Here is a 19,749-nt window from a genome sequence, read left to right as displayed (position 1 = left end):
TCATCGGGTCCTCTGCGGAATCCGGGCAAGGACTCGATTCGGGTCCGCGCCAGCAGCCATGATCACGCCGTCGCGCAGCCGGAGCAGGGTCGGGAACACGCGAACCCCGCCGAACGCGGACATGACCTCCTTCCCGTTTCCGACCACCGCCACCTCGCCGAGGGCGCCCAGCCGGTCAGCCATCATCCCTGTCCTCGGATCCGACGGATCGCCGACGACGAAGAAGTGGGCGGCAACGTCTGTCGCACCCAGCCGAGGATCGAGACTGTCGACAAGTTCGTCACAGGGGCCGCAGCCAGCCTTGAGAAAGGCGACCAGCCGCTCGCCCACGCGCACGTCTTCCGGGGTGGCCAGGCGTCCGGACGTGGTCCGGACGGCGAATTCGGTGACCGTCGCGCCAGCCTCGGGCCACCGCTGGCTGGAGGCCCGGTCGGCCTCGACAGTTCGCAGTCGCCGCACCAAAGCGAGAGTCAGCACGACATGGGCTGCAGTCACGATGCCCAACAGGACCACGAACGTCATGAGCACGGGAATCACGGGACACACCTTCCTGAGTGGGTGGGGAGGCCGGCCGGACGTGGCACCACGGGGGTGCGAAGAGCCGGGGAGAGGCGCGAGAAGGGGGCGAGCAGGGCGCGAGAAGGGCGCGAGAAGGGCGCGAGAAGGGCGCGAGAAGAGCGCCTGGACAGTCTGGGGTCATGAGCCGGTCGCCACCGCGCTCGGACCACCACGACTCTCGGATCCAACCGCCCACACCGCAGGAAAGTCAAGAATCCGCGAAAAGCGCCACGCAATATTAAGAAATGTCCGAAATTGGTCCGCTTGGCCAAGTTCCATAACCATGTTCACCGAACTATCCGCATCTGAAAATCTGGTTTGACATCTGGCGCCGGATCGAGTTTTGATCTGTTCGACCCAGCGGGTCTCGGCAATTCTGGCGTCGATTCCGCGACGTCCGCTTGCAGAATCTCATTCCACCCCACTACCCAATGACAGGGGATAATCATGTCCATTTCCCGTACCTTGTCCACGCTCGGCGACCGCATGCTCGGTCGGCTGCTCCCCGACATCGAGGCCTCCGCCCAGCGCATCGAGATCTGCGGGCCCGCGGGTGGTGCCTTGAACGGCCAGACCTTCACCGTCTGGTGCTGCTACTACCCCGACGGCCACAGCAGCTGCTGGTAATCGACCCGCATCCCTGCCCGGCCGGACCGGCTCGCCTTCGACGCCCCCGGCCGGGCGGGGACCCTGCGCGCTCAGCCGCTCGAAGTACATCGTCCGATTCGAATTACCGAGGGGTTCCCGGTATGCGGTTCCTCCCAGGCGATACGGAGAGAAATCCCCGCCTGTTGATTCCTGTCCTGCGGTTCGCGTTTCGGGCGGCCCCCATCCCGGCTGCCGGATATCTGGCGTTCTCCGCGCTCGGAGGCGTGATTCCGACCGCAGTCGCCTGGGCCACGAAGGGGTTGCTGGACGGCCTGGCCACGGCACCTGGCGGGTCAGCCTCCGAAATCCTTCGGAAATCCTCCTTCCTGGCCGCTCTGGGCGTTGCCTCCGCAGTGCTGCCCAGGCTCGCCCGATACTGGCAGACGAGGACCCAGCGTGCCGCCCGCCTGTGGCTGCGTGACCAGCTGTTCCAGGCGCTGAACCGTCTTCGGGACATCACCTGGTTCGAGAACCCGGTTTCCCTGGACCGCATCCAGCTCGCACTGAACGCGAGCACCACCTCACCCGAACTACTTCTCGGCGCCGTCGTCTCCTCATTCCAGGCCGTGATCACCATCGTCGGTCTGCTGGGCAGCCTGTGGATCATCAGCCCAGTGGTCTTCGGACTGATCGCGCTCTCGTCACTGCCAGTGGTCTTCAGCCAGCTGATGCAGTCCCGGGAGCAAATCGGTCTCGCCGAACGGACGGTGCAGGCCTCCAGGCGGGAGATCTTCTACCGATCCGTGATCACGAGCGTCAACGCCGTCAAGGAGATCCGAATCTTCGGCCTCGGGGACTTCTTCCGCGAGCGGATGAACGACGAGACCCGGTCGATCAACCGCGCCGAGGAGCGGCTGGAGCTACGCAGTGTGAGGAGGCAAGCCGCACTGGCGATGTTCTCGGCCGTGATCGTGGGTGCCTGCGTCGTCTGGTCCGCCACCCGCGTCGCCGACCGACAGGTCAGCATCGGTGACCTGTCGGTGTTCATCGCGGCGGCCGCCGGAGTACAGGGTGCCGTCCTGCAGTTGGCCACCGGGATCGGCGATGGCTACCGGTCGCTGCTGGCATTCGAGAACTACCAGCGGATCGTGACGACCGCGCCGGTCGCCGAGGACAGTCCGACCCGGATGGCGCCGCTGTCGGGGGACATCGAGGTCAACGACCTCTGGTTCCGCCACTCCGAGGACACGGATTGGATACTCAAAGGCGTCAACTTGCGTCTCGCGGCGGGTAAAGCGACGGCACTGGTCGGTCTCAACGGAGCCGGCAAAAGCACCCTGGTCAAACTGCTCTGCGGACTCTACGAGCCCACCCGCGGCTCGATCCTGGTGGGGGGCCGAGACATCCGGACCTTGCCCCGTCAGGAGTACCAGCGTGGCATCACCGCGATCTTCCAGGACTACATGTGTTACGACCTGACTGCCGCGCAGAACATCAGCCTGGGCGACCTCGACCGGTTCAACGATCGGGCGGCCGTACGGGCGGCGGCCGTCAAGGCGGGCGCCGACGAATACCTGGCCGAGCTGCCCAACGGGTACGACACCATGCTCAGCCGGATCTTCTTCGCCGGGGACTCGGCGACGAACCGTGTCAGTCAGGTGCACCTCTCCGGAGGGCAGTGGCAGCGCGTCGCTGTCGCACGCGGCCTGATGAGACATGACAGTTACCTCGTGATCCTGGACGAACCCAGCTCGGGGTTGGACGCGGAGGCCGAAGCCTCGCTTCACGAAGAGCTGTTGCGCGGTTCGGCAGGGTCGACCCGGCTGCTGATCTCGCACCGGCTGAGCGCGGTCAAGGACGCCGACGCGATCGCCGTGATCGTAGACGGCCGGATCGCCGAACTCGGCGACCACCGCGAACTGATGGCTGTCGGGGGAACCTATCACCGGCTCTTCACCCTCCAGGCCTCCGGCTATGCCGATGCGGGGCGCTGACGGACCGACCGAGCACCACACGAGAACGAAGGAACCGTGATCGCACACCTCTCACTAGCCGACCGCCGCCTTCTCATGGCCGGCGGCCTCGTGACATCGGCCCTTGCCGGAGCAGCAATGCTGAATCGGCTGAGGAAGCGGCTCTACCTGGTGACGGTCAAGGGCTGGAGCATGCAGCCGACGCTCATGCCGGGCGACCGACTGCTCGTTGCCGGCCCGTCAGGACGCCCGTGTCGACCGGGTGACATCGTGATCGCCCAGAAGCCGACGGCGAGGGACTGGGCCGGTGCAATGCCTACCGACTCTCTCGGTGATCGCGGCCAGTGGATCGTCAAGCGGGTGGCAGCGGTCTCCGGCGACCGGCTGCCCGTCTCCTTGGCCGGCTCCACTGGTCTTCTCGACGTCACGGTGGTGCCGGACGGAAGCGTCGTCCTGGTGGGTGACGACCAGTACAGCGAGGACTCCCGGCAGTGGGGCCTGTGCCCCCAGCACTTGGTCATCGGACGAGTCCTGTTCCGCGTGACCCGCGGCCCGGAGCTTCCGGACCCGTACAGGCTCTGGAGGGCAACTACTCATGGGAGGGAGGTGACATCGATGCAGAACGAGGACGAGCACACCCAGCGGAACAACGTTCTTCCCGGAGAGGAGGCCGGTCTCGTCGAGATCCGCATGCTTGACCGGATCGAGACGGCCGAGCTGAAGGCAACCGAGTGCTACGTCCGTGCGCGGACTGAAGCAGCCGGTGGGGTCGAGGAGGCCCCACCGGCTCCTTTCGAGAGGAGCGCGTCTGATGAGCGGGGTCTATGGGCTTGCCGCTGAGATCCGCGACCCCCGCGGCTGGACCTGGGCAGCGCTCGGGCTGATGGACGGTACCCGCGGCCAGCCGGAGATCGCTGAGGCACTGCGCCGGCGGTTCCCCGGTCTGACGTCCGCAAGCGGCATGCGCCTGGTCGAACAGCTCATCGCGACCGGATACATCGAGGACGCGGCCGCCCGAATCCCCGAGGAACTGACCACCTTGGAACTTGCCCGATACGAGCGGAACCAGGCATTCTTCCGCATGGTGGACCTCCGTCCCGGGCTCGGTCAATGGGACGCGCAGCTGAGTCTCAAACTGGCCTAGTACTCCAGCAGGACTTCGACGTTTTGCCTGCTCAGAGGCTGCGCGCGGTAAGTGTAGCGGGCTGATTTCCGTCAGGGGCGGTCTTCATGAGACCGCCCCTCGATCGTGTGCAGCCGACGTTGGTAGTGACAGCGGCGGGCGATGGCCTGGCGTTGTCGGAGCCAAGCGGACCAGTTCAAGGCGTGAACGCGGGGGCGAGCACCGTGGCGGGTGAAGGCCGTGGGGGTGTGGCCAGCCGTCAGGAGCCGCCGGATCTCTGCCACGGGCAGCCAGTCGATGTGTGGACAGCCCACGCTGAACCGGGACTGGGGCACCGCAAGGACGTAGCCGACGGCTTGTGGCGGCCGGCTCCGCTGGCTCGCTGGTGGTCGCCTGCTTTGCTCTACGAGGGACCTCAACTCGGGGAGGACGTCCGCCATCGTTCCATCCCGCAGCACCAGAGCTCGGTGCCATTGCCCGCGGGCCTCCTCCTGACGTCCGGTAGCACCAGGAGGAGGCCGTACTGGTAGCGGTCCAGGCCTTGGGCATGACGGTCACCTCGCGCTTCGGCGAGATCGAGGAGCACCTCACAACAGTCCACCAACGGTCCGATCAGGGCCTTGCCGACGCCGCCTGCGCCCTCATGACTCGGCGGCGTGGGCGCTTTCGATCGTGGTGAGGACCTCGTGTGCCTCGCTGAGCCAGGGGCTCAGGTGGTGGCGGTGAGCGAGGTCGATGGCCTGGAGCACTCGGGTTCGGGCCTGCGGCCACTCGGAGAAGTCGGCGTGCGTGCGGGCCATGGTGATCAGGTTGTCCGCCATAGCGGAGACATTGCCGATCCGTTCGAAGATCTCTTGGGCTTCGTGAAGTGCCGTGAAGGCGTCCTGGTGCCGGCCGAGACCGCGCATGACATCGCCGAGGTTGGACAGCGTGACGGCGGTGCTGTTGGCGTCGCCGCGCTCGCGCCACAGAGCGAGGGCCGCGCGGTAATGGTCTTCGGCTTCCGTGTGTCGGCTGGCCGTCCGCAGGGCATCAGCCATCGAACTGACAACCAAGGCGGTGAGCCGCGGCGCGGAGCCGGCTTGCCGGTGGAGGTCGAAGGCCGCCCGCGCGTGGACGAGGGCTTGGTCGGCCTGGCCGGCGGCGGTGTGGGCGACCGACAGGTTGCAGTGGATCGACGCTTTGCTCTCGGGGTCGTCGAAGAGTTCGAGAGCGTCCTGCAGGGCCTGAACGCACTTGTCCAGGCGCCGGGCCATGCCGTGGGTGATGCCCAGGTAGCGCAGCAGCCAGCCCCGGCCGAGCCGGTCGTGGTGCTGATCCGCGATGCTCAGCGCCTGGTCGAGCAAGTCCTCCCCCTGGCCAGCCCACCAGCTCATGCGCATGTATCCGAAGAGCCAGACCGCCAGTCGCCAGGCGAGGTCGGGCCGCGGGCCCTGGCCGGCCTGCCGGATGGCCTCGCCGATGTTCGTCAGTTCCTGTCGGCACCAGACCAGGGTTCGGGTCTCGTCTGCGAAGATGGGAAGGGGCGCGGGCGGGGCCTGGTTGAGTCTGGGGGGCAACTGGCCGGTCTCACGCAGGATTGTGCGGGTGCTCTCCACGGCGAGCGCGTACCAGACGCACAGGCGCAGCAGGGCCGCCTCGCGCGTCTGGGCGGTCTCGTCGGTATAGGCACGTTCGGCGGCGTACTCGGCGAGCAGGTCGTGGAAACGGTAGCGAAGCGGCGCAGGGGATTCCAGCAGGTGGAAGTCGACGAGCCGCTCCAGCAGGTCTTCGCTCTCCGCAGGCGTGCGGTCGAGCAGAGCGGAGGCACTGGCGGGGGTGAACTCCTGCCCCCGCCATAGGCCCAGCAGGCGAAAGGCACGGGCGGCCTCGCGCTCGGCGGGCCGGTCACTGTCGCGCAGCGCAAGGTAGCTGGAGTCGAAGGTTGACCGTACCTCCAACTGCCCTGCGGCCAGCGCCGCCAGGCGTCCGGGCCCGTCGGGGGCGAGGCGGTCGGCCAGGGTGGCGAGCGGCCAGGCGGGGCGGGCGGCCAGCCGGGCACCGACGATCCGCAGGGCCAGTGGCAGGCCCGCGCAGGCGGCCAGGGTCCGCAGGGCGCCGTCGAGGTCCTGGTCGACGCGGTCGGTGCCGCACAGCGCTGACAGCAGGGCGCGCTGTTCCTCGATGTCCATGGGGGCCAGCGGCAGGTGGTGCGTCGTGGGCAGGTCGGTGAGGGAGTTACGGCTTGTGACGATCACGGCGCCGTTGCCGGTGCCGGGCAGCAGCGGGAGGACCTGGGCGCTGTCGCGGGCGTTGTCGAGCAGGAACAGGACCCGCCGGTCGGCGAGCACGGTGCGCAGCAGTGCGGCGCGCTCGTCGGTGCGGTCGGGCAGCGGCTGCGCGCTCGCGCCGGACGCCGCAGGGCGCAAGTCGGCCAGGAGGGTGGCGAGGACCTCGTGGACGGCGCGTGGGGAGGAGGCACTGAAGCCGCGCAGGTCGAGGTGGAGCTGACCGTCGGGGAAGCGGTCGCGCAGCAGGTGGGCGGCGTGGATCGCGAGGGCGCTCTTGCCCACACCGCCCATGCCCGTGATGGTCACCACCTGCGGACCGTCGCCGCTTGCGGCCTGTTCCAAAACCCGGCGGAGGTACCGCAGCTCGTTCCGTCGGCCGGTGAAGAGCGGGGTGTCCGCGGGCAGTTGTGCGGGCACCGGTGTCCCCGGCTCCTGTCGGTCCGTTCCTGGCAGGGCCGGGGGTACCTCAGGCACTTCCGCAACGGAACGGGAAGCGGTGCCGTCAGCCGTGGTGGGCTGCGCGGAGAGGATCGGTGAAGCCGTCAGTACCTGCTCATGGACGGCGCGCAGGGCCGGGCACGGATCGACGCCCAGTTCAGGATCCAGCGCTAGCAAGCGCTGATGCAGGCTGACGAGACTCGGACCCGGATCGACGCCGAACGCCTCGGCCAATGCCGTACGTGTGCGGTGGTAGACACCGAAGGCATCGGCCTGCCGTCCGCTGCGCCACAGCGCGAGCATGAGCCGCTCGGCGAGCCCCTCGCGCACCAGATGTTCTTCGAGCAAGCCGGTTAGCTCGGGCACCAGATCATGATGGCGCCCCAACCCGAGTTCGATGTCAGCAAGCAGCTCGTACGTCGCGAAGCGCTCCTCTTCCAGCTCAGTGCGCACCGGTACGGCAAAGGGAGCGTCGATTCCGCACAGCGCCGGGCCGCGCCAAAGCTCAAGGCCCGCCCGCAGCGCACGCGAAGCCTTCTGAACATCGCCCCGGTCATTGAGCCGCCGCGCATCGGACGCCAGATGTCGGAATTCCGCGACATCGAACGCAGAATCCTCCACTGACAGCCTGTAGCTGCCTCCTTGGGACACCAAGGCGCTGTCGCCGTCCGGTCCGAGGGCCTTTCGCAACTCAGATACCGCAGTGTGCACCTGGCCGCGAGCGCTGGTGGGCGCGCGCTCACCCCACAAAGCATCCACCATCTGCTCTGTAGTCACCAGTCGGTTCGCATTGAGCAGGAGGTAAGCCAGCAGTGCACGTCGTCGCGGGCGCTCGATTTCGATTGGCCTACCGCAATGGTGTATTTCGAGCGAGCCGAGGAGTCCGTAGTGCATGGAGGAATTATGGCTCTTCGGTCGCTTCCGTGGGTGGGTTCATTCAGCTTGACGGCCTGGTAGGTGGGGCCGGTGGCCGCCGAGGCTGAGCATGGCGAGTGCGATGAGCGCTGCGGGGTCCTTGAAGCCGAAGGCCATGCGGGCGATCAACCGAACCCTGGTGTTCATGCTCTCTGCGAGCCCGTTGCTCATGGAGTGCTCGGCCGCCGCCGTGAGCCTGCCCATCTTCTCGTCGGCGGCGGTTCGCGTTGCGCATGCTCGTGTCGCTGCACTACGCGATGGACCGCCGCATGGGACTGAGCGCCGACCAGCGGCGCCAATACGAGGAGATCTACGGCGGCGTGTGGTCGATGGTTCCGCTACCCGGCCGATGGTGATGGCACTTTATGAGAAGAGCACTGTCCGCAGTGTCCGTGTATGCCGCCAACGGTCGAGTTCTCGGTTCCGGAGGATCTCACCGGGGGGAGAGAATGCTCCGGCTCTGCCGATCGTGAGGGGCTGAGCCATCCAGAGAAGTGCCCCGGATCGTCATGAGGACCATCAGGGCACCGCCACAGACAATGCCCGAATCTGCGAGGTTGAACACCGCGAAGTGCTCGACGGAGATGAAGTCGACGACGTGCCCGCGAAAGGCCGCGGGCCCTCGGAAGGTCCGGTCAGTCAAATTGCCGAGCGCGCCCCCAAGCAGCAGGCCCAGAGCAACAGCCCAAGGAAGGCTCTGGAGCCGACGCGCGGCACGCGTGATGACCACGGCAACCGCGACCGCAATCGCCGTGAACACAACAGTGAAGGCCTGACCGCTGCTGAAAGCCGCACCCGAGTTACGGAACACTTGCAGCGTAAGCACGTGGCCCACTACCGCAACGGGCTCTTGGCCTTCCAACCGCGAGACAGCCACAAGCTTGCTGCCCAGGTCCAAGGCATAGGTGACAACGGCCGCCGTCACGAGAGCGGTCAGAGCCAGTGTGCGCTTGCCACCAGCACGCGTCACGGTCTCGGGCTGGGATTGCGAAGCATTGTGGGTAGTAATGATCCGCTCCATGGATGCCGAGCCGCCCTAGACGACACCACATTACAAGAGCCTCCGAGCGGAAACGTCAGGCAGGAGGATGGCGCCAGCCACCTCTGTGGTCTGATCATGTTGACTGGGCCTCAATCCCCATGAACAGCCTTCTACGATCCGTTCATGCTCGATCCCAAGGTGAAGCGATCACCGCGCGCCGCACCGGCTTGGACGACTCGAAGAGCAGCAGGTCAGGCGGGCTGGCGGAGGTGCGGTCGGAGCGGGACGAGCTCGCTGTCGCCGAGCGGGTCCTGGAGAGGGTGTGGCGTCCACGCCGCGCCGCGCGGGCCCGTACCAGCCGCCGCCCTGGCCGAAAAGCCGGTACCGCTGCAGTTCACGATCTCCGCCCCCCAGTTGGAGACCGCCGAGAAGCTGACCGAGGTCGTCAGCACGGCCCTCACCTCCTCCGGTCTGGTGAAGGTTGGCACGCCCCAGCCCTCGTCTTCGGGGGCCGTGCCTGGGACATGCCGGCACTGCTCCCCGAGGTGTGGCTGCACTGGGACCCGAAAACCGTGGAGCGACGCGGGGTGAAGGCGCTGCTGAACCACCGGATGGACTTCCTCATCCTCCTGCCCAACGGCAGCCGGGTGGTGGTCGAGGTCGACGGCGGCCACCACTACGCGAACAGCAAAGCGTACGAGGACACCGTCCGCGGAGACCGCGACCTGAAGCTGCGCGGCTACGATGTCTACCGCTTCAGCTCCACCGAACTCGGCCGAGACCGGATCCGCCCGCTCGTCGAACAGTTCTTCACCCACCTCTTCGAGCACCATGGCCTGACCGTGCCCCGGAGACACTCCTGAGGTACTTGGTCCCAGGCTCATAGGTGAACTGCTGCGCCGCGTCCTTCAACAGCGCGGCCGCCGCGGGCAGGTCCGCGGCGAACTCCCGCGCCCCCGACACGCGCGAGTGGAAGGTGATCACGCGGCGCAGGTCCAGGTCCGCGACCGCCCGCAGCACCGCGACCTGCAACGCCAGGCGCAGCAGGTCTTCGTTGGTACGTTGGGTGCGCAGGTCGGCGACGGCGGGCAGGTTGAGCAGGTCGCGCAGGTCTTCGTCGGTGACGACGGGGACCAGGACGCGGTAGTCGGCGAGGTAGCCGTGCTCGATCCCCTGGCCCAGCGTCCAGGTGTAGACGGTCGGGCCATAGACCGTCTCGTCATCCTCGAGCACAACGCGGGCAGCTGCTCCGAGCCCTCGCGGTCGGTGCCGTCGGTGCCGTCGGTGTCGGCGACGGCACCGAGGTCTGCCAGGCCGTCCATCGCCCGCCGGTCATCCGCGATCCTGGGCGTGGCGGTGAAGTACAGCCGCCGCGCGGCCGGGACTTGGCCGTCGGCGTGAACCGCCGCCCACGCCTTGCCCTCCGACCCGGCCGTACGGTGCGCCTCATCCACGACCACCAGGTCCCAGGCCGGCAGGCCGAACTGCTGGTGGGCCTGGACGATCCGCTCCAGCGACGCGTAGGTCGCGTACACCGTCACCGGCTCACCGGGCTTGGCCGAGGCGACCAGGTCGGCGATCCGCGCGGCCTGCGTCGACACCTGCGCCCGGATCCGGCCGCCGGCCTCCGCGCTCTCCAACGCCTCCTCCCGCGAGCACGCCGCCACCGCCAGACCCCGCCGCCCGCCCTTCAGCGACCACGCCTCCGCCGTCTGCTCCAGGAGTTCGATCGTCGGCACCAGGACCAGGACGACACCACGCGCGGCCAGGCGCCGGGCGCAGCCGGCCGCGATCAGGGTCTTGCCGGAGCCGGTGGCGGCGACGACCGTCGCGCGACCGCCCGCCTTCACGGTCTTCACTGCGGCCGCCACGGCGTCCTTCTGGAACCCGTGCAGCGAAAGCGGGTTCACCGCGGCGGTGCCGGCGGACGGCTGCGCGGGGATGGCCAGCGGCCCGGCCGGCGCGGCGGCCTCTGCGGTGGTGGTGGTCGTGGTGTCCACGGCGGTGCTCTCCTTCGTCTGCCAAGTCTGGGGGGCCGGGGGTCCGGGGTGTTACCGGGGGACCCATCCGCGGACTTCGAGGTACTGGATGTCGGCGTCCTCGACGGCCCGACCGGTCTCCACCAGCCACGCCCGCATCGCCTCGGTCACGTCGCCGTGGTGGTCCGCGGCCCGGCGGGACCACTCGGCGGCGTCGAACCCGCCAGTGGAGGAGCTGCCGTAGGTGCGCTCCTCCGTGCCGTCCGCGCGCGGGACGAACCCGCGGCGCAGGCCCGGGGAGTCCTCGGTGGAGCCGGCCGACATGGTGAACTGGTCGGCGCGCATCCGCACCGTGAACGCAAGGCGGCCGCCGGCCTGGCCGGTCTCGTGCACCACCGGGGCGAGGTGGGAGGCGCCGGAGCGGATGGCCTGCTTCCCGGCGCGGCCGGCCATCGACTCGCCGGGCGCGCCGACGACGTCCTTGCCGCGCACCCGGGCCTTCTGGCCGGTCCTGGTCCGGCGGCGTTCCACGTTCTCGGCCGCGATCCCGGACAAGGCCTCCGTGTCGCGTTCGCCGCCGCGCACCGCCCGTACGACCTGGCGCAGCGCGTTCACGAACGCCGCGCCCTTGCCCTTGGTGAAGAACTGCGATACCAGCGAGGCGTCACGGCCCAGCATCCTGGCGGCCTGACGCTTGGTGAAGCCCTGGTCGATCAGCTGCTGGGTGAGGCGGGCGGCCTCGTTCGGCCGGTTCGGGTCGGCAGGACTCACCGGTCATCTCCAGGGTGCGGGCTCGGACGGGCTGTCAGTTCCACAGGTCGGTCTGGGGCGCCTTCTCGGCGCCGGCGCGGGCGCGGTCGGCGTAGGTGTCGGCCGCGTCCATGGCCCGGCGGGCGCTCTCGCGGGTGACGCCGAGCGCGCGGGACGCCTCGGCCTGGGCGCCGCGGTCGCTGCCGTAGGCCTGGTTGAGGTTGACCGCGCGCAGCCGGGCCAGGAGGCCGATCCGCGTGCGCAGTGCGTCCATCTCCTTGCGGATCAGCTTGTCGGTGGCGACCGGGTCGCCACCGGTGAGCGCGCGCAGGGCGGCGAGCTTGACGGCCTCCAGTTCGCCGAGGGCCTTCAGGTCGTCCTCGACCCGTCCGGGGTTGTGGCTGTACTCGATGCTGGTGTCCGGGGAGGCAAGGCGATCCAGCACGTGGAGGAGTTGCTCCTCGATCCAGCGCTGGGCTTCCCCAGCAGGCTCGCGGTCCAGGATCCAGTCGCCGGTGTCAACGTCGTTGTAGGCGTGCCAGACGGTGGCGGCGGCCCCGTCCAACCAGACGGTGTGGAGTTCGGAGTCCATACAAGCGGTCACGGCGGTCAGCTCGATGGCCTGGTCAGCGACGTACTCGGCAGCCGTCGCGTAGTCGGGCGAGGTGAGGACGGTGGTGAGCATCGGGCGCTCCTGCGGGTCGCGTATCGGCGACTCAAAGTCTGCCCTGGGGCTGACGCAGTTGTCACCCCTAGGGCAGACATTCGAGTGTCAGCTCTCTCCCGGATTCCCCAGCGAGTTCTACCCTGCCCAGGCACCACCACGTATGCCGAGACCTGCCAGCAGATACCCCCGGAGACCGCCGAGCGCGCTGGACACGCTGGGGCGGGCTTTCCTGAGCTCGGCGAGACCGCAGGCATCAGTCGCCAGGCCGCCCGCAAGCGGGCACGCCTCCCAGCGACGACGGCCGCCAGTTGGTGCGAGGCCCAGCCTGCAGACGCTCCGAGGCCCTGACCACTCGGTGACGCCGGGGGCCGGTCCGCCGCCCGCTCGGGGGTTCGGGCGCGGACCGACCCCTCCAGTGTGCGCAGGCAGGAGCCGCGCTGCTGCCGGGGTTGGTCCCGGTGGTGGTATCAGGGTGTGTCGCCGGCAGGCCGGCAGCCCGCCAGGGCGGGCGGGGGTCGGTGCGCGCGGGTCTGTACCGGCCCCGCGTTCCGCAGCGGGTTCCGCGGCGCATCCCCGCGAGGGCTGGCTCGGCGAAGTCGAAGGGCTCTCCGCCAGCCTCGCCGCAGCGCAGGAGAAGCTCTACCAACTCGACGTCCAGCAGGAGCGCAGGGCCTCCCCAGTCTTCATGGGTATCCCCAGGTTCGACCAGATGGCCGCTCGCACGCACGAGGCACGGGACCTGTGAAAGCCGACCGGTCAAGCCCCGTACGTTCGTCCGCGAGGGTCACCGATCGTTGGCTTCTGCCGCTCGCCCTCGGGGGTGAACGTCAACGACCCGGGGAACGAGCCCACGCCGAAGCGCACTGCGAGAAGCTGCGGTTGCTCCTGCTCGGGCGGCCACGATTCAGTCCCTGGGCCGCTGCCGTTCCACAAGTGGAAGACCACCATCGGCTGCTGCGGATCCTCAGTGAGGTACCCGAGCGTCTTCCCGTAAAGAGGGTTATTCCCTCCGAACAGCACAGAGGGAGAACCAAACTCCGCCGTCACGTCTGCCCAGGTGCGGTCCGCAGCGGCCCACCGCCGGACACGGCCAGTGAGGGCCTCGTACGCCTCCCCCGTGAGAACCCGGTCGGGCTTGAGCCAGCCACTCTGCTGCGCGAACTCCGCGTACACCGAGGAGATTTCATGGCAGTCGGCCTGTGCGGGGAACAAGTCCTGGAAGGCCCCGGCGATGCCGATCGAGGTCCAGAGCCCCCGGTCTTCCCAGCCCCGCTGCAGTTGGGCCCACGCCTCGGGCCGGCGTTCCACGAACAGCAGGTGATCAATCAGGATCCGAAGAGCCGCCTCGCCGCCGTACATCCCGGGTCGGCGAAGGGCGAGGTTGAGCTGGTCGACGAGGTGAGTGTGGATCTCTTCAGCAGCGGCAAGGGGGGTAGGAAGGGTCACCCGCACAGTCTTCCGCATGATGATCGCCCGTCATCGTGAACAGAGCCGCAGAGTTAGGTAGTTCAGAGAACAGAAGGAGGCCGTCGAGCGGGCCTCCGACCAGCTCGCGGTACTCGTGCCCCACACGGCGGACCGGCTGGGCCGCCCGCCCGTGTCAGCCGATCGGACCGAGGGGGATGACCTGGTCGGTGACGGGGATGAGACAGCGCTGCTCACTGCACGCGCCGAAGCTCACCACCGCCTCAGCCGGCCCGCCGTCGGATCGGCGGACCGGGAGGGTGACGGTGACCGCGCCGTCCGGGTAGACCGGCAATTCCACGCCCAGGCCCAAGGGGCTGACCGTACGCAGCGGACGATCGGCCCGGGCGACGCCGTCCACGGCCAGGCCGCCGCGCACCGTCAGCCGGGTCGGCAGGCCGAGCCCGTCGACCCCGCCGGCCGGCAGGTCGACGCTGTACAGGTGGAACCCGGCCTGCTCGGGGGTGAAGGTGGCGCTGAGCAGTTGCCGCCCGCCCTCCTCGGCCTCAAGGCGCACGGCGACTGTGACCCCGCCGCCGCTGTAGCCGGCGGCGGGGCCGGCCGCCGGCGCCGGGTCCGCGGCGCAGCCCGCCGCCCCGAGCAGCAGCAGCGTTGCGACCGCCGACCCTGCGCAGAACCGCCCAGCCGGACTCACTTCTGCGACCAGCGCTTGAGGTAGGCGGCGACCGTGTTCGCGGTCATGCTGCGGGCGTTGGAGAACGCGCCGTCGTTGCTCGCGGTGCGCACCGCGCCGTCCGGGGAGAGCACCACCAGCGCGGGAATGCCGCTGAGCTGGAGGTCGACGTACTGGGCCGCCAGGTCGAGGTTGTGGTCGAACCTGCCCACGTCCACGGCCACCACCCGGTAGTCGTCCCGCAGTAGCGGGGCGACCTGCTCGGAGCGGAACAGCTTGTCGAGCACCTTGCAGTCGGGGCACCAGTTGGCCCCGAAGTCGATCAGCACCGGCCGCTGATCGCCGGCCGACAGGGCGAGCGCCGCCTTCAGGTCGGCCGCGGCGTCCCGGTTCGGGTCGTACCCGGCCGGCGGCTTCCCGGCCCCGGCGCTCGCGGTCGCCGAGCCCGTCGACGCGGAACTCGCGGGCGCAGCAGCTGCGGTGGCCGTCTCGATCGGCGCAGCAGTAGGGGGCGTCCCGGTTGCGTCAGCCGCCTCGCCCGTGGCGCTTCCGCCCGAGCCGCAGCCGGTGGTGAGTACGGTCGCCAGGACGGCGCTGGCAAGCAGAGCGCGGCGCTGCCGCATAGGTTCCCCCCGATGTCGATCGCTGACCCAGGGAGGATAGCGGGGCCACGGCCTCCGGCCAGCAGCGGCAGGTGTTCGAAGGCCGGTGCCGGACGGCTACCCGTTGGCTGTGTCTCGTTGAGACGTTGTCGACCGGCGGCGGGTTTGGGCGGATGGTGTCGCCAGCCTCGCAACCGGCCGTTCGCGGGGTGGCGCGTTCGAACCAGGTCTGGGCCTCGCCGAGGTCGCCATGGTGGAGGTTGTACAGGTAGAGGCAGTAGCTGGCCGTGTGGTTGTCGGTGCCGGCGGCGTAGCCCCACCAGAATTCGGCGCTGCGCGGGTGGCCGGTGAGCAGCAACAGGCACCCGAAGATCAGGGCGCCGTCGCCCCCCTTCGCCTTCTCTGGCGAGGAGGGCGATCTGGTGGGGGGTGTCCGCGCGGTTGATGATCCACCTCGACAGGGAGTTGAGCTTGGGCCGGGCGGCCGCCTTAGAAGCCGTTGTCTTTCCGATAGTGATGGGTGCGTTTCCGCTGGTCAGGCATAGTGCTGGTGCCTCGGTGGCAGAGACGGGGTGTCGTTCGTCTCTTCGGTGGAGGTGCCGGTGCCGTCGGTGATGGGGCTACTGGAGGAGCGCGAGCGTGCTGCCCGGCAGCGAGTGGAGGTTCTGCAGGCCGAGCTGCGGGAGGCGGAAGCCGCGTGGGAACGGTTCGTGATTACCCGTCAGACGGTGGCCGAGGTCCTGGCAGAACCTCCTGCAGGCGAGGAGGCATCGCCGGCCGGGGTGGCCGGTGAACGGTCTGCGCGGGTCGCCGGAGCAGGGCCCGGATCGGTGGTTCCCGTCTGGAGGGAAGGTCTCGATCCGGGTGCGCTGGCGCCCGACTACCAGCGGCTCGTGGAGGTCCTGGCGGGGAGCGGGGAGAAGATGGACTGTCGGCAGCTCGCGGCGGCACTCGGGCTGGAGCCGGTTCCGGCGAAGGTGGAGGGAGTGCGGTCGAAGGTGAAGCGCTTGGCCGCGCGGGGCTGGCTCGTCGAGGAACGGCCGGGGATGTTCAGCGTGCTCGCCGGGCGAGCCGGCGGCTCATGACCATGCTCATCGACCATCGGATCATCGCCTCGGAGGTGTCGGTGCGGGTCTCGTAGTCGCGGGCCAGGCGGCGTGAGTGCATCAGCCATGCGAACGTCCGTTCCACCAGCCACCTTTTCGGCAGCACCACGAAGCCCGTGGCGTCGTCGGTGCGTCGGACCACGGTCAGTGCGATCCGCAGGGCATTGCGGGCGAGGTCGAGCAGGCGTCCGGTGTAGCCGCCGTCGGCCCAGACCAGCGAGATGCGCCAGTGCCGCTCACGCAGCCGCTCCAGCAGAGTGCGGCCGGCCTCGCGGTCGGTGACGGATGCGGCGGTGACCAGCACCGTCAGCAGCAGGCCGAGGGTGTCCACGACGATGTGCCTCTTGCGGCCGTTCACCTTCTTCCCGCCGTCGAACCCCCGGCTCGTGGCCGGCACCGACGCGGCCCCTTTCACCGACTGCGCGTCGATGATCCCGGCGGTCGGCTCCGGATCACGGCCCGCCGCCTTGCGGACCCGGTCGCGCAGCCGGTCGTGGAACTCGGCGACCAGGCCCTTGTCCCGCCAGCGCCGGAAGAAGGCGTAGACGCGGTCCCAGGCGGGGAAGTCCGCGGGTACCGCCCTCCAGGCGATGCCGCCCGCGACCAGGTAGCGCACCGCGTCGACCAGCTGCCGGTGGCAGTAGCTCTCCGGCTGCCCGCCGCGGCCTTCCAGCCAGCGGGCACGGGCATTGCGTCGCGCACGACGGCCCACTCCGCGTCGGTCATGTCCGAGGGGTACCTCGGACGCCTGTGCGGCCGGTCCCCGGCGTTCCCGAACCGGTGAGCGAGGCAATCACACGACAGGGGTGCGGAGTTGGACGGCAACGTCACGGAGACGGAAGACTGCGGCACCAGGGCCTCCTGTTGCTCGGCTGGATTCGACACCCACGAGCTGTGCGGGAGGCCCCACTTTCATGCCCTGCCGACCAGAAGATCACCCGACCGAGTCGGCAGACTCGAACTCACGCTCACCAGGATCGATAGAGCAACGGCTAGTTAGCCTCCCAGTCCGAGCCGCCCACTCCGGGAGCGGACGGCGCCGAGGACGACGCGGCATGACGGCGGCCCTGCCCCCTTCGCGGCTGCGGCCCCTGTCCCGGACCGTCGCTGCGCTCTACCGCGAGAGCAAGTCCTCCTACATCGAGCGCCTGGCACTGGCCACGTCACCGGGATCGGGTTCGTCGTGGATGGTCAGTGCTCCGGTGAGGTCGAGGTCGTCGGCGGTGCCATGTGCCCCGGCGCGGACGAGCAGCACTGCGCCGAGGGCGGTGCTCCAGAACGTCCCGGCTTCCACGTTGAGCGGCCAACGGGCCCTCCAGTCACCCCGGACCCACCCGGCGGTGGGGGCGGTGTCGTCGTCCATCCGGCCATCCTGCCAGCACCCGAAAACGATCCCCAAGCTGAGGAGCAGCCGGACCGGCCGCAGCGAGCAACCTGCTAGACAAGCAAATCCGAACTTCGGCCCATAAAAGGGACAAGGGTGTCCAAGATCAGTTTGGGACGACCGACCCGAGCACCCTCGTGACCGCACTGTACGTGAAGATCGACGACGAGATCGGGGGAACGCGATGGCTCCGCCAGCCTCAGCGACTCCGCGCGGCCTTGCCGTTGAAGGGGCAGGGCCGCGCGGGGTCGGGAAGTCGGCAGGGCCGCGCGCCCGCGCCGCGGTGGGTCAGTCGCCGGCCAACTGCCAGGCGCCGAAGGGCTTGTCCGTCCCGGCTGCGGTCTGCCTGCTGACGTGCAGAGCGGCGTCGCGACCGAGCGCCAGGACCGTCTCGCGGCCGGCGCCGTCGAGGGTGACCGAAGGCGCGCCGACGATCACGTTACCGAGGTCCGGCCAGGTGCTGGCGAAGCCTGTGTTGGCCGCGGTCTGTGAGGTCATGCTGACTCCGCCGCCGCCGTTGCGGGTGACGACCGTGTTCCGGCCATCGCCGCCGGTGACCACGGACACGCCCTCCATGCTGACCGGTCCGTCCATGGGGCTGGGGGAGGTCGTCCAGGTTCCGTCGGACTGCACGTACTGGGTGGCTGCCTGCGCCGTGCCGCCCTGGTCGTAGAAGATCTCCAGCCGGCCGTCGGCGTTCTTGCCCACCGTGATCGGGCCGGCGGGCGCGGGGCCGAGGGCGCTGGTGTCCTGCACGTAAGTGGCACTGTTGGGGGCGCTTTGGCGCCAGTGCAGGATGCCGTTCACGGACGGGGCGAACACGTCGACCCGGCCGTCGGAGGCCTGCGCGGCGGCGAGGCCGTCGCGGACCCAGCTGCCCTGGAGGTCCGCCCAGCTGGTGGTCCACCCGCCTCCGTTCAGCTGGGAAACGGCGCTCACCCCGCCGCCCGCGTTGCTGACGAAGACCGTCAACAGGCCGTTCTGGTTGAGGACGGGTGTCGGGCTTCCGACGTACTGGGGGTTGGTCGGATTGGGGTTGCCGAGAACCGTCCAGTCGCCCCACGCCCCGGGCGCGGTCTGCGCGACGGTGACGATCTGGTTGTCGCCCAGCCTGATGCCGAACAGGTGGATCAGGCCGTTCCCGTCCTTGATCACGCCGAGAGCCGGGGAGAGTACATCGCCGCCCGGGATCGCGCTGGGGCCGTTCCAGCTGGCGCCGCCGGACGTCTCCCTCCATACCTGGACGTGCCCGTCGAGGACGGCGAAGGCGTTCAGCAGACCGCTGCGGTCGAGAGCCGACCAGGCCGTGCCGTTCGACCAGCGCGGGTACTGGCGTGCGGGGAACATCGCGTAGAAGGTGGACTCGTTCGGGTCGGGCACCGGGTCGTGGAGGCCCTGGTAGGTCGTGGCGGTACCGGACTGGTTCGGGCCCAGGTACGTCAGGAAGGTCTGTTCCTTGTCGTCCGCGGTAGTCGGGTCGACGTTGGGCGGGTCGATCCGGATGTTGTAGTCGCGGTAGTTGCGGAGCAGGAAGTGCCCGCTGCCGCCCGGGCCGTGGTATCCGAGCGCGGCTTCGCCGACGAACCGGGAGCCGCCGATGTGGTCGGACTGGTCGCCGAGGTCGGTGATGTCCGTGTGGCTGTACCCGTATCCGACCCGCGGGTCCTGTGCGAGGACCACGGTCGGCTGGAAGCGGCTCATCAGGTCGGTCAGGCTGGCCGTCAGGTCGGCATGGGTGTAGCTCTGGTTGCCGTACGTCGCGTCGCAGTTGCCGTCCGAGGCGGCGCTGCCCAGCGTGGAGTCGGTGTTCGAGCCGCCCAAGGTGAAGAGGTCGTCGGGGCTCACGTTCCCGGCGGGGATGTCACCGCTCGCGTGGAGCCTGAAGAAGACCAGCTTGACCTGCGAGGCTTGGTCCAGCGTGTCGACCTCGACGGTCTTGCCGGTGCTCAGCGTGAGCGGTGTCCTGGTCCAGGTCGGGTTGGTGACACCGGCGAGCCGGGCATGCGCGGCCCGGGCTCCGGTGTCCCGGCTCGCCGAGTAGGCGCAGATGTCGGGGAAACCGGTACCGGTCGCGTCTCCGCCCGTGAGGAAGACGGTGACCGAGGGGTCCGAGTACTCGCGAGAGATGTCGGGGTTCATGAAGAGGATGTCGTCGTCCTGGTGCGCGACGATCTGCATGAACGATTCGGCCACCGGTGAAGAGTCCGCGTACGCCTTCGGCGCATCACCGCCGGTCACCGTCGTGGCCACGGCGAGCGCCACCATGGCGACGCCGGCGGCAGATTTGAACCGCATGCTGTCTTTCAACTCCCTTGG

Annotated in this window: 19 protein-coding genes; 6 read left to right on the top strand and 13 right to left on the bottom strand. The window is 69.1% G+C overall.

Going from position 1 to position 19,749, the window contains the following annotated elements; translation table 11 throughout:
• Window positions 1-537 (bottom strand): hypothetical protein, encoded by a 537-nt coding sequence (locus O1G21_RS39670; RefSeq protein WP_270150698.1) that lies wholly within the window; start codon window positions 535-537, stop codon window positions 1-3.
• A 468-nt stretch (window positions 538-1,005) separates the two neighbouring features.
• Between O1G21_RS39670 and O1G21_RS39665 the strand changes: the two genes are divergently transcribed.
• From O1G21_RS39665 to O1G21_RS39650, 4 genes are all read left to right on the top strand, one after another.
• Window positions 1,006-1,185 carry a hypothetical protein gene (locus O1G21_RS39665; RefSeq protein WP_270150697.1) on the top strand — a complete coding sequence of 60 codons (180 nt, stop codon included), beginning with the start codon at window positions 1,006-1,008 and terminating at the stop codon, window positions 1,183-1,185.
• A 122-nt stretch (window positions 1,186-1,307) separates the two neighbouring features.
• Window positions 1,308-3,140 (top strand): ABC transporter ATP-binding protein, encoded by a 1,833-nt coding sequence (locus tag O1G21_RS39660; RefSeq protein WP_270150695.1) that lies wholly within the window; start codon window positions 1,308-1,310, stop codon window positions 3,138-3,140.
• Between the two features lie 36 nt (window positions 3,141-3,176).
• On the top strand, window positions 3,177-3,959 hold the full coding sequence (locus tag O1G21_RS39655) for a S26 family signal peptidase (protein ID WP_270150694.1): 783 nt from the start codon (window positions 3,177-3,179) through the stop codon (window positions 3,957-3,959).
• The gene (locus O1G21_RS39650) at window positions 3,931-4,263 is read left to right on the top strand and encodes a hypothetical protein (RefSeq protein ID WP_270150693.1); all 333 of its coding nucleotides are present in this window, start codon (window positions 3,931-3,933) and stop codon (window positions 4,261-4,263) included. Before O1G21_RS39655 ends, O1G21_RS39650 begins: the two co-directional genes overlap by 29 nt.
• A 620-nt stretch (window positions 4,264-4,883) precedes the next feature.
• On the opposite strand, the gene O1G21_RS39645 is transcribed toward O1G21_RS39650, so the two are convergent.
• The 3 genes from O1G21_RS39645 to lspA form a co-directional block, all read right to left on the bottom strand.
• Window positions 4,884-7,844, bottom strand: coding sequence for an AfsR/SARP family transcriptional regulator (locus O1G21_RS39645; RefSeq protein WP_270150692.1), 2,961 nt, complete (start codon window positions 7,842-7,844; stop codon window positions 4,884-4,886).
• 39 nt (window positions 7,845-7,883) lie between these two features.
• A complete protein-coding gene (locus O1G21_RS39640) occupies window positions 7,884-8,165 on the bottom strand; it encodes a transposase (RefSeq protein ID WP_270151483.1) in 282 nt (93 codons plus the stop codon).
• A gap of 133 nt (window positions 8,166-8,298) precedes the next feature.
• The gene (lspA, locus tag O1G21_RS39635) at window positions 8,299-8,886 is read right to left on the bottom strand and encodes a signal peptidase II (protein ID WP_270150690.1); all 588 of its coding nucleotides are present in this window, start codon (window positions 8,884-8,886) and stop codon (window positions 8,299-8,301) included.
• Between the two features lie 485 nt (window positions 8,887-9,371).
• Here lspA and O1G21_RS39630 point away from each other — a divergent pair, with 485 nt between their 5' ends.
• Window positions 9,372-9,710, top strand: a complete 339-nt coding sequence (locus tag O1G21_RS39630) for a DUF559 domain-containing protein (protein WP_270150689.1) — start codon at window positions 9,372-9,374, stop codon at window positions 9,708-9,710.
• Between the two features lie 117 nt (window positions 9,711-9,827).
• Here O1G21_RS39630 and O1G21_RS39625 read toward each other — a convergent pair whose 3' ends face one another.
• From O1G21_RS39625 to O1G21_RS39600, 6 genes are all read right to left on the bottom strand, one after another.
• Entirely contained in the window at window positions 9,828-10,847 is a 1,020-nt protein-coding gene (locus tag O1G21_RS39625) for a DEAD/DEAH box helicase (RefSeq protein ID WP_270150688.1), read from the bottom strand.
• A gap of 51 nt (window positions 10,848-10,898) precedes the next feature.
• Window positions 10,899-11,597 (bottom strand): helix-turn-helix domain containing protein, encoded by a 699-nt coding sequence (locus O1G21_RS39620; RefSeq protein WP_270150686.1) that lies wholly within the window; start codon window positions 11,595-11,597, stop codon window positions 10,899-10,901.
• 34 nt (window positions 11,598-11,631) lie between these two features.
• The gene (locus O1G21_RS39615) at window positions 11,632-12,261 is read right to left on the bottom strand and encodes a hypothetical protein (protein WP_270150685.1); all 630 of its coding nucleotides are present in this window, start codon (window positions 12,259-12,261) and stop codon (window positions 11,632-11,634) included.
• Between the two features lie 738 nt (window positions 12,262-12,999).
• Complete coding sequence (locus O1G21_RS39610) at window positions 13,000-13,707, bottom strand: hypothetical protein (protein ID WP_270150684.1); 708 nt, start codon at window positions 13,705-13,707, stop codon at window positions 13,000-13,002.
• Between the two features lie 136 nt (window positions 13,708-13,843).
• Entirely contained in the window at window positions 13,844-14,362 is a 519-nt protein-coding gene (locus O1G21_RS39605) for a protein-disulfide reductase DsbD family protein (protein WP_270150683.1), read from the bottom strand.
• Window positions 14,359-14,964 carry a thioredoxin family protein gene (locus O1G21_RS39600; protein WP_270150682.1) on the bottom strand — a complete coding sequence of 202 codons (606 nt, stop codon included), beginning with the start codon at window positions 14,962-14,964 and terminating at the stop codon, window positions 14,359-14,361. The genes O1G21_RS39605 and O1G21_RS39600 overlap by 4 nt, the downstream gene beginning before the upstream one ends.
• 551 nt (window positions 14,965-15,515) lie before the next feature.
• Here O1G21_RS39600 and O1G21_RS39595 point away from each other — a divergent pair.
• On the top strand, window positions 15,516-16,028 hold the full coding sequence (locus O1G21_RS39595; protein ID WP_405000775.1) for a hypothetical protein: 513 nt from the start codon (window positions 15,516-15,518) through the stop codon (window positions 16,026-16,028).
• Here the strand turns inward: O1G21_RS39595 and O1G21_RS39590 are convergent.
• The 3 genes from O1G21_RS39590 to O1G21_RS39580 form a co-directional block, all read right to left on the bottom strand.
• Window positions 15,994-16,761 carry an IS5 family transposase gene (locus O1G21_RS39590; protein ID WP_270150681.1) on the bottom strand — a complete coding sequence of 256 codons (768 nt, stop codon included), beginning with the start codon at window positions 16,759-16,761 and terminating at the stop codon, window positions 15,994-15,996. The two genes, O1G21_RS39595 and O1G21_RS39590, sit on opposite strands and share 35 nt — an antisense overlap.
• 423 nt (window positions 16,762-17,184) lie before the next feature.
• Entirely contained in the window at window positions 17,185-17,412 is a 228-nt protein-coding gene (locus O1G21_RS39585) for a TetR/AcrR family transcriptional regulator C-terminal domain-containing protein (protein ID WP_270150680.1), read from the bottom strand.
• 309 nt (window positions 17,413-17,721) lie between these two features.
• Window positions 17,722-19,728 carry a PIG-L family deacetylase gene (locus tag O1G21_RS39580; protein ID WP_270150679.1) on the bottom strand — a complete coding sequence of 669 codons (2,007 nt, stop codon included), beginning with the start codon at window positions 19,726-19,728 and terminating at the stop codon, window positions 17,722-17,724.
• Window positions 19,729-19,749 lie beyond the last annotated feature (21 nt).

The organism is Kitasatospora cathayae, assembly GCF_027627435.1.
GTDB classification, from domain to species: domain Bacteria; phylum Actinomycetota; class Actinomycetes; order Streptomycetales; family Streptomycetaceae; genus Kitasatospora; species Kitasatospora cathayae.
Note: the sequence above shows the minus strand (reverse complement) of the source record. Positions and strands in the feature narration are given on the sequence as shown.

Coding starts and splice junctions, on each gene's coding strand:
- O1G21_RS39580 (WP_270150679.1), bottom strand. CDS start 19,728: ATGCGGTTCAAATCTGCCGCCGGCGTCGCCATGGTGGCGCTCGCCGTG.
- O1G21_RS39650 (WP_270150693.1), top strand. CDS start 3,931: ATGAGCGGGGTCTATGGGCTTGCCGCTGAGATCCGCGACCCCCGCGGC.
- O1G21_RS39615 (WP_270150685.1), bottom strand. CDS start 12,261: ATGCTCACCACCGTCCTCACCTCGCCCGACTACGCGACGGCTGCCGAG.
- O1G21_RS39585 (WP_270150680.1), bottom strand. CDS start 17,412: ATGGACGACGACACCGCCCCCACCGCCGGGTGGGTCCGGGGTGACTGG.
- O1G21_RS39610 (WP_270150684.1), bottom strand. CDS start 13,707: ATGCGGAAGACTGTGCGGGTGACCCTTCCTACCCCCCTTGCCGCTGCT.
- O1G21_RS39600 (WP_270150682.1), bottom strand. CDS start 14,964: ATGCGGCAGCGCCGCGCTCTGCTTGCCAGCGCCGTCCTGGCGACCGTA.
- O1G21_RS39665 (WP_270150697.1), top strand. CDS start 1,006: ATGTCCATTTCCCGTACCTTGTCCACGCTCGGCGACCGCATGCTCGGT.
- O1G21_RS39630 (WP_270150689.1), top strand. CDS start 9,372: ATGCCGGCACTGCTCCCCGAGGTGTGGCTGCACTGGGACCCGAAAACC.
- O1G21_RS39645 (WP_270150692.1), bottom strand. CDS start 7,844: ATGCACTACGGACTCCTCGGCTCGCTCGAAATACACCATTGCGGTAGG.
- lspA (WP_270150690.1), bottom strand. CDS start 8,886: ATGGAGCGGATCATTACTACCCACAATGCTTCGCAATCCCAGCCCGAG.
- O1G21_RS39660 (WP_270150695.1), top strand. CDS start 1,308: ATGCGGTTCCTCCCAGGCGATACGGAGAGAAATCCCCGCCTGTTGATT.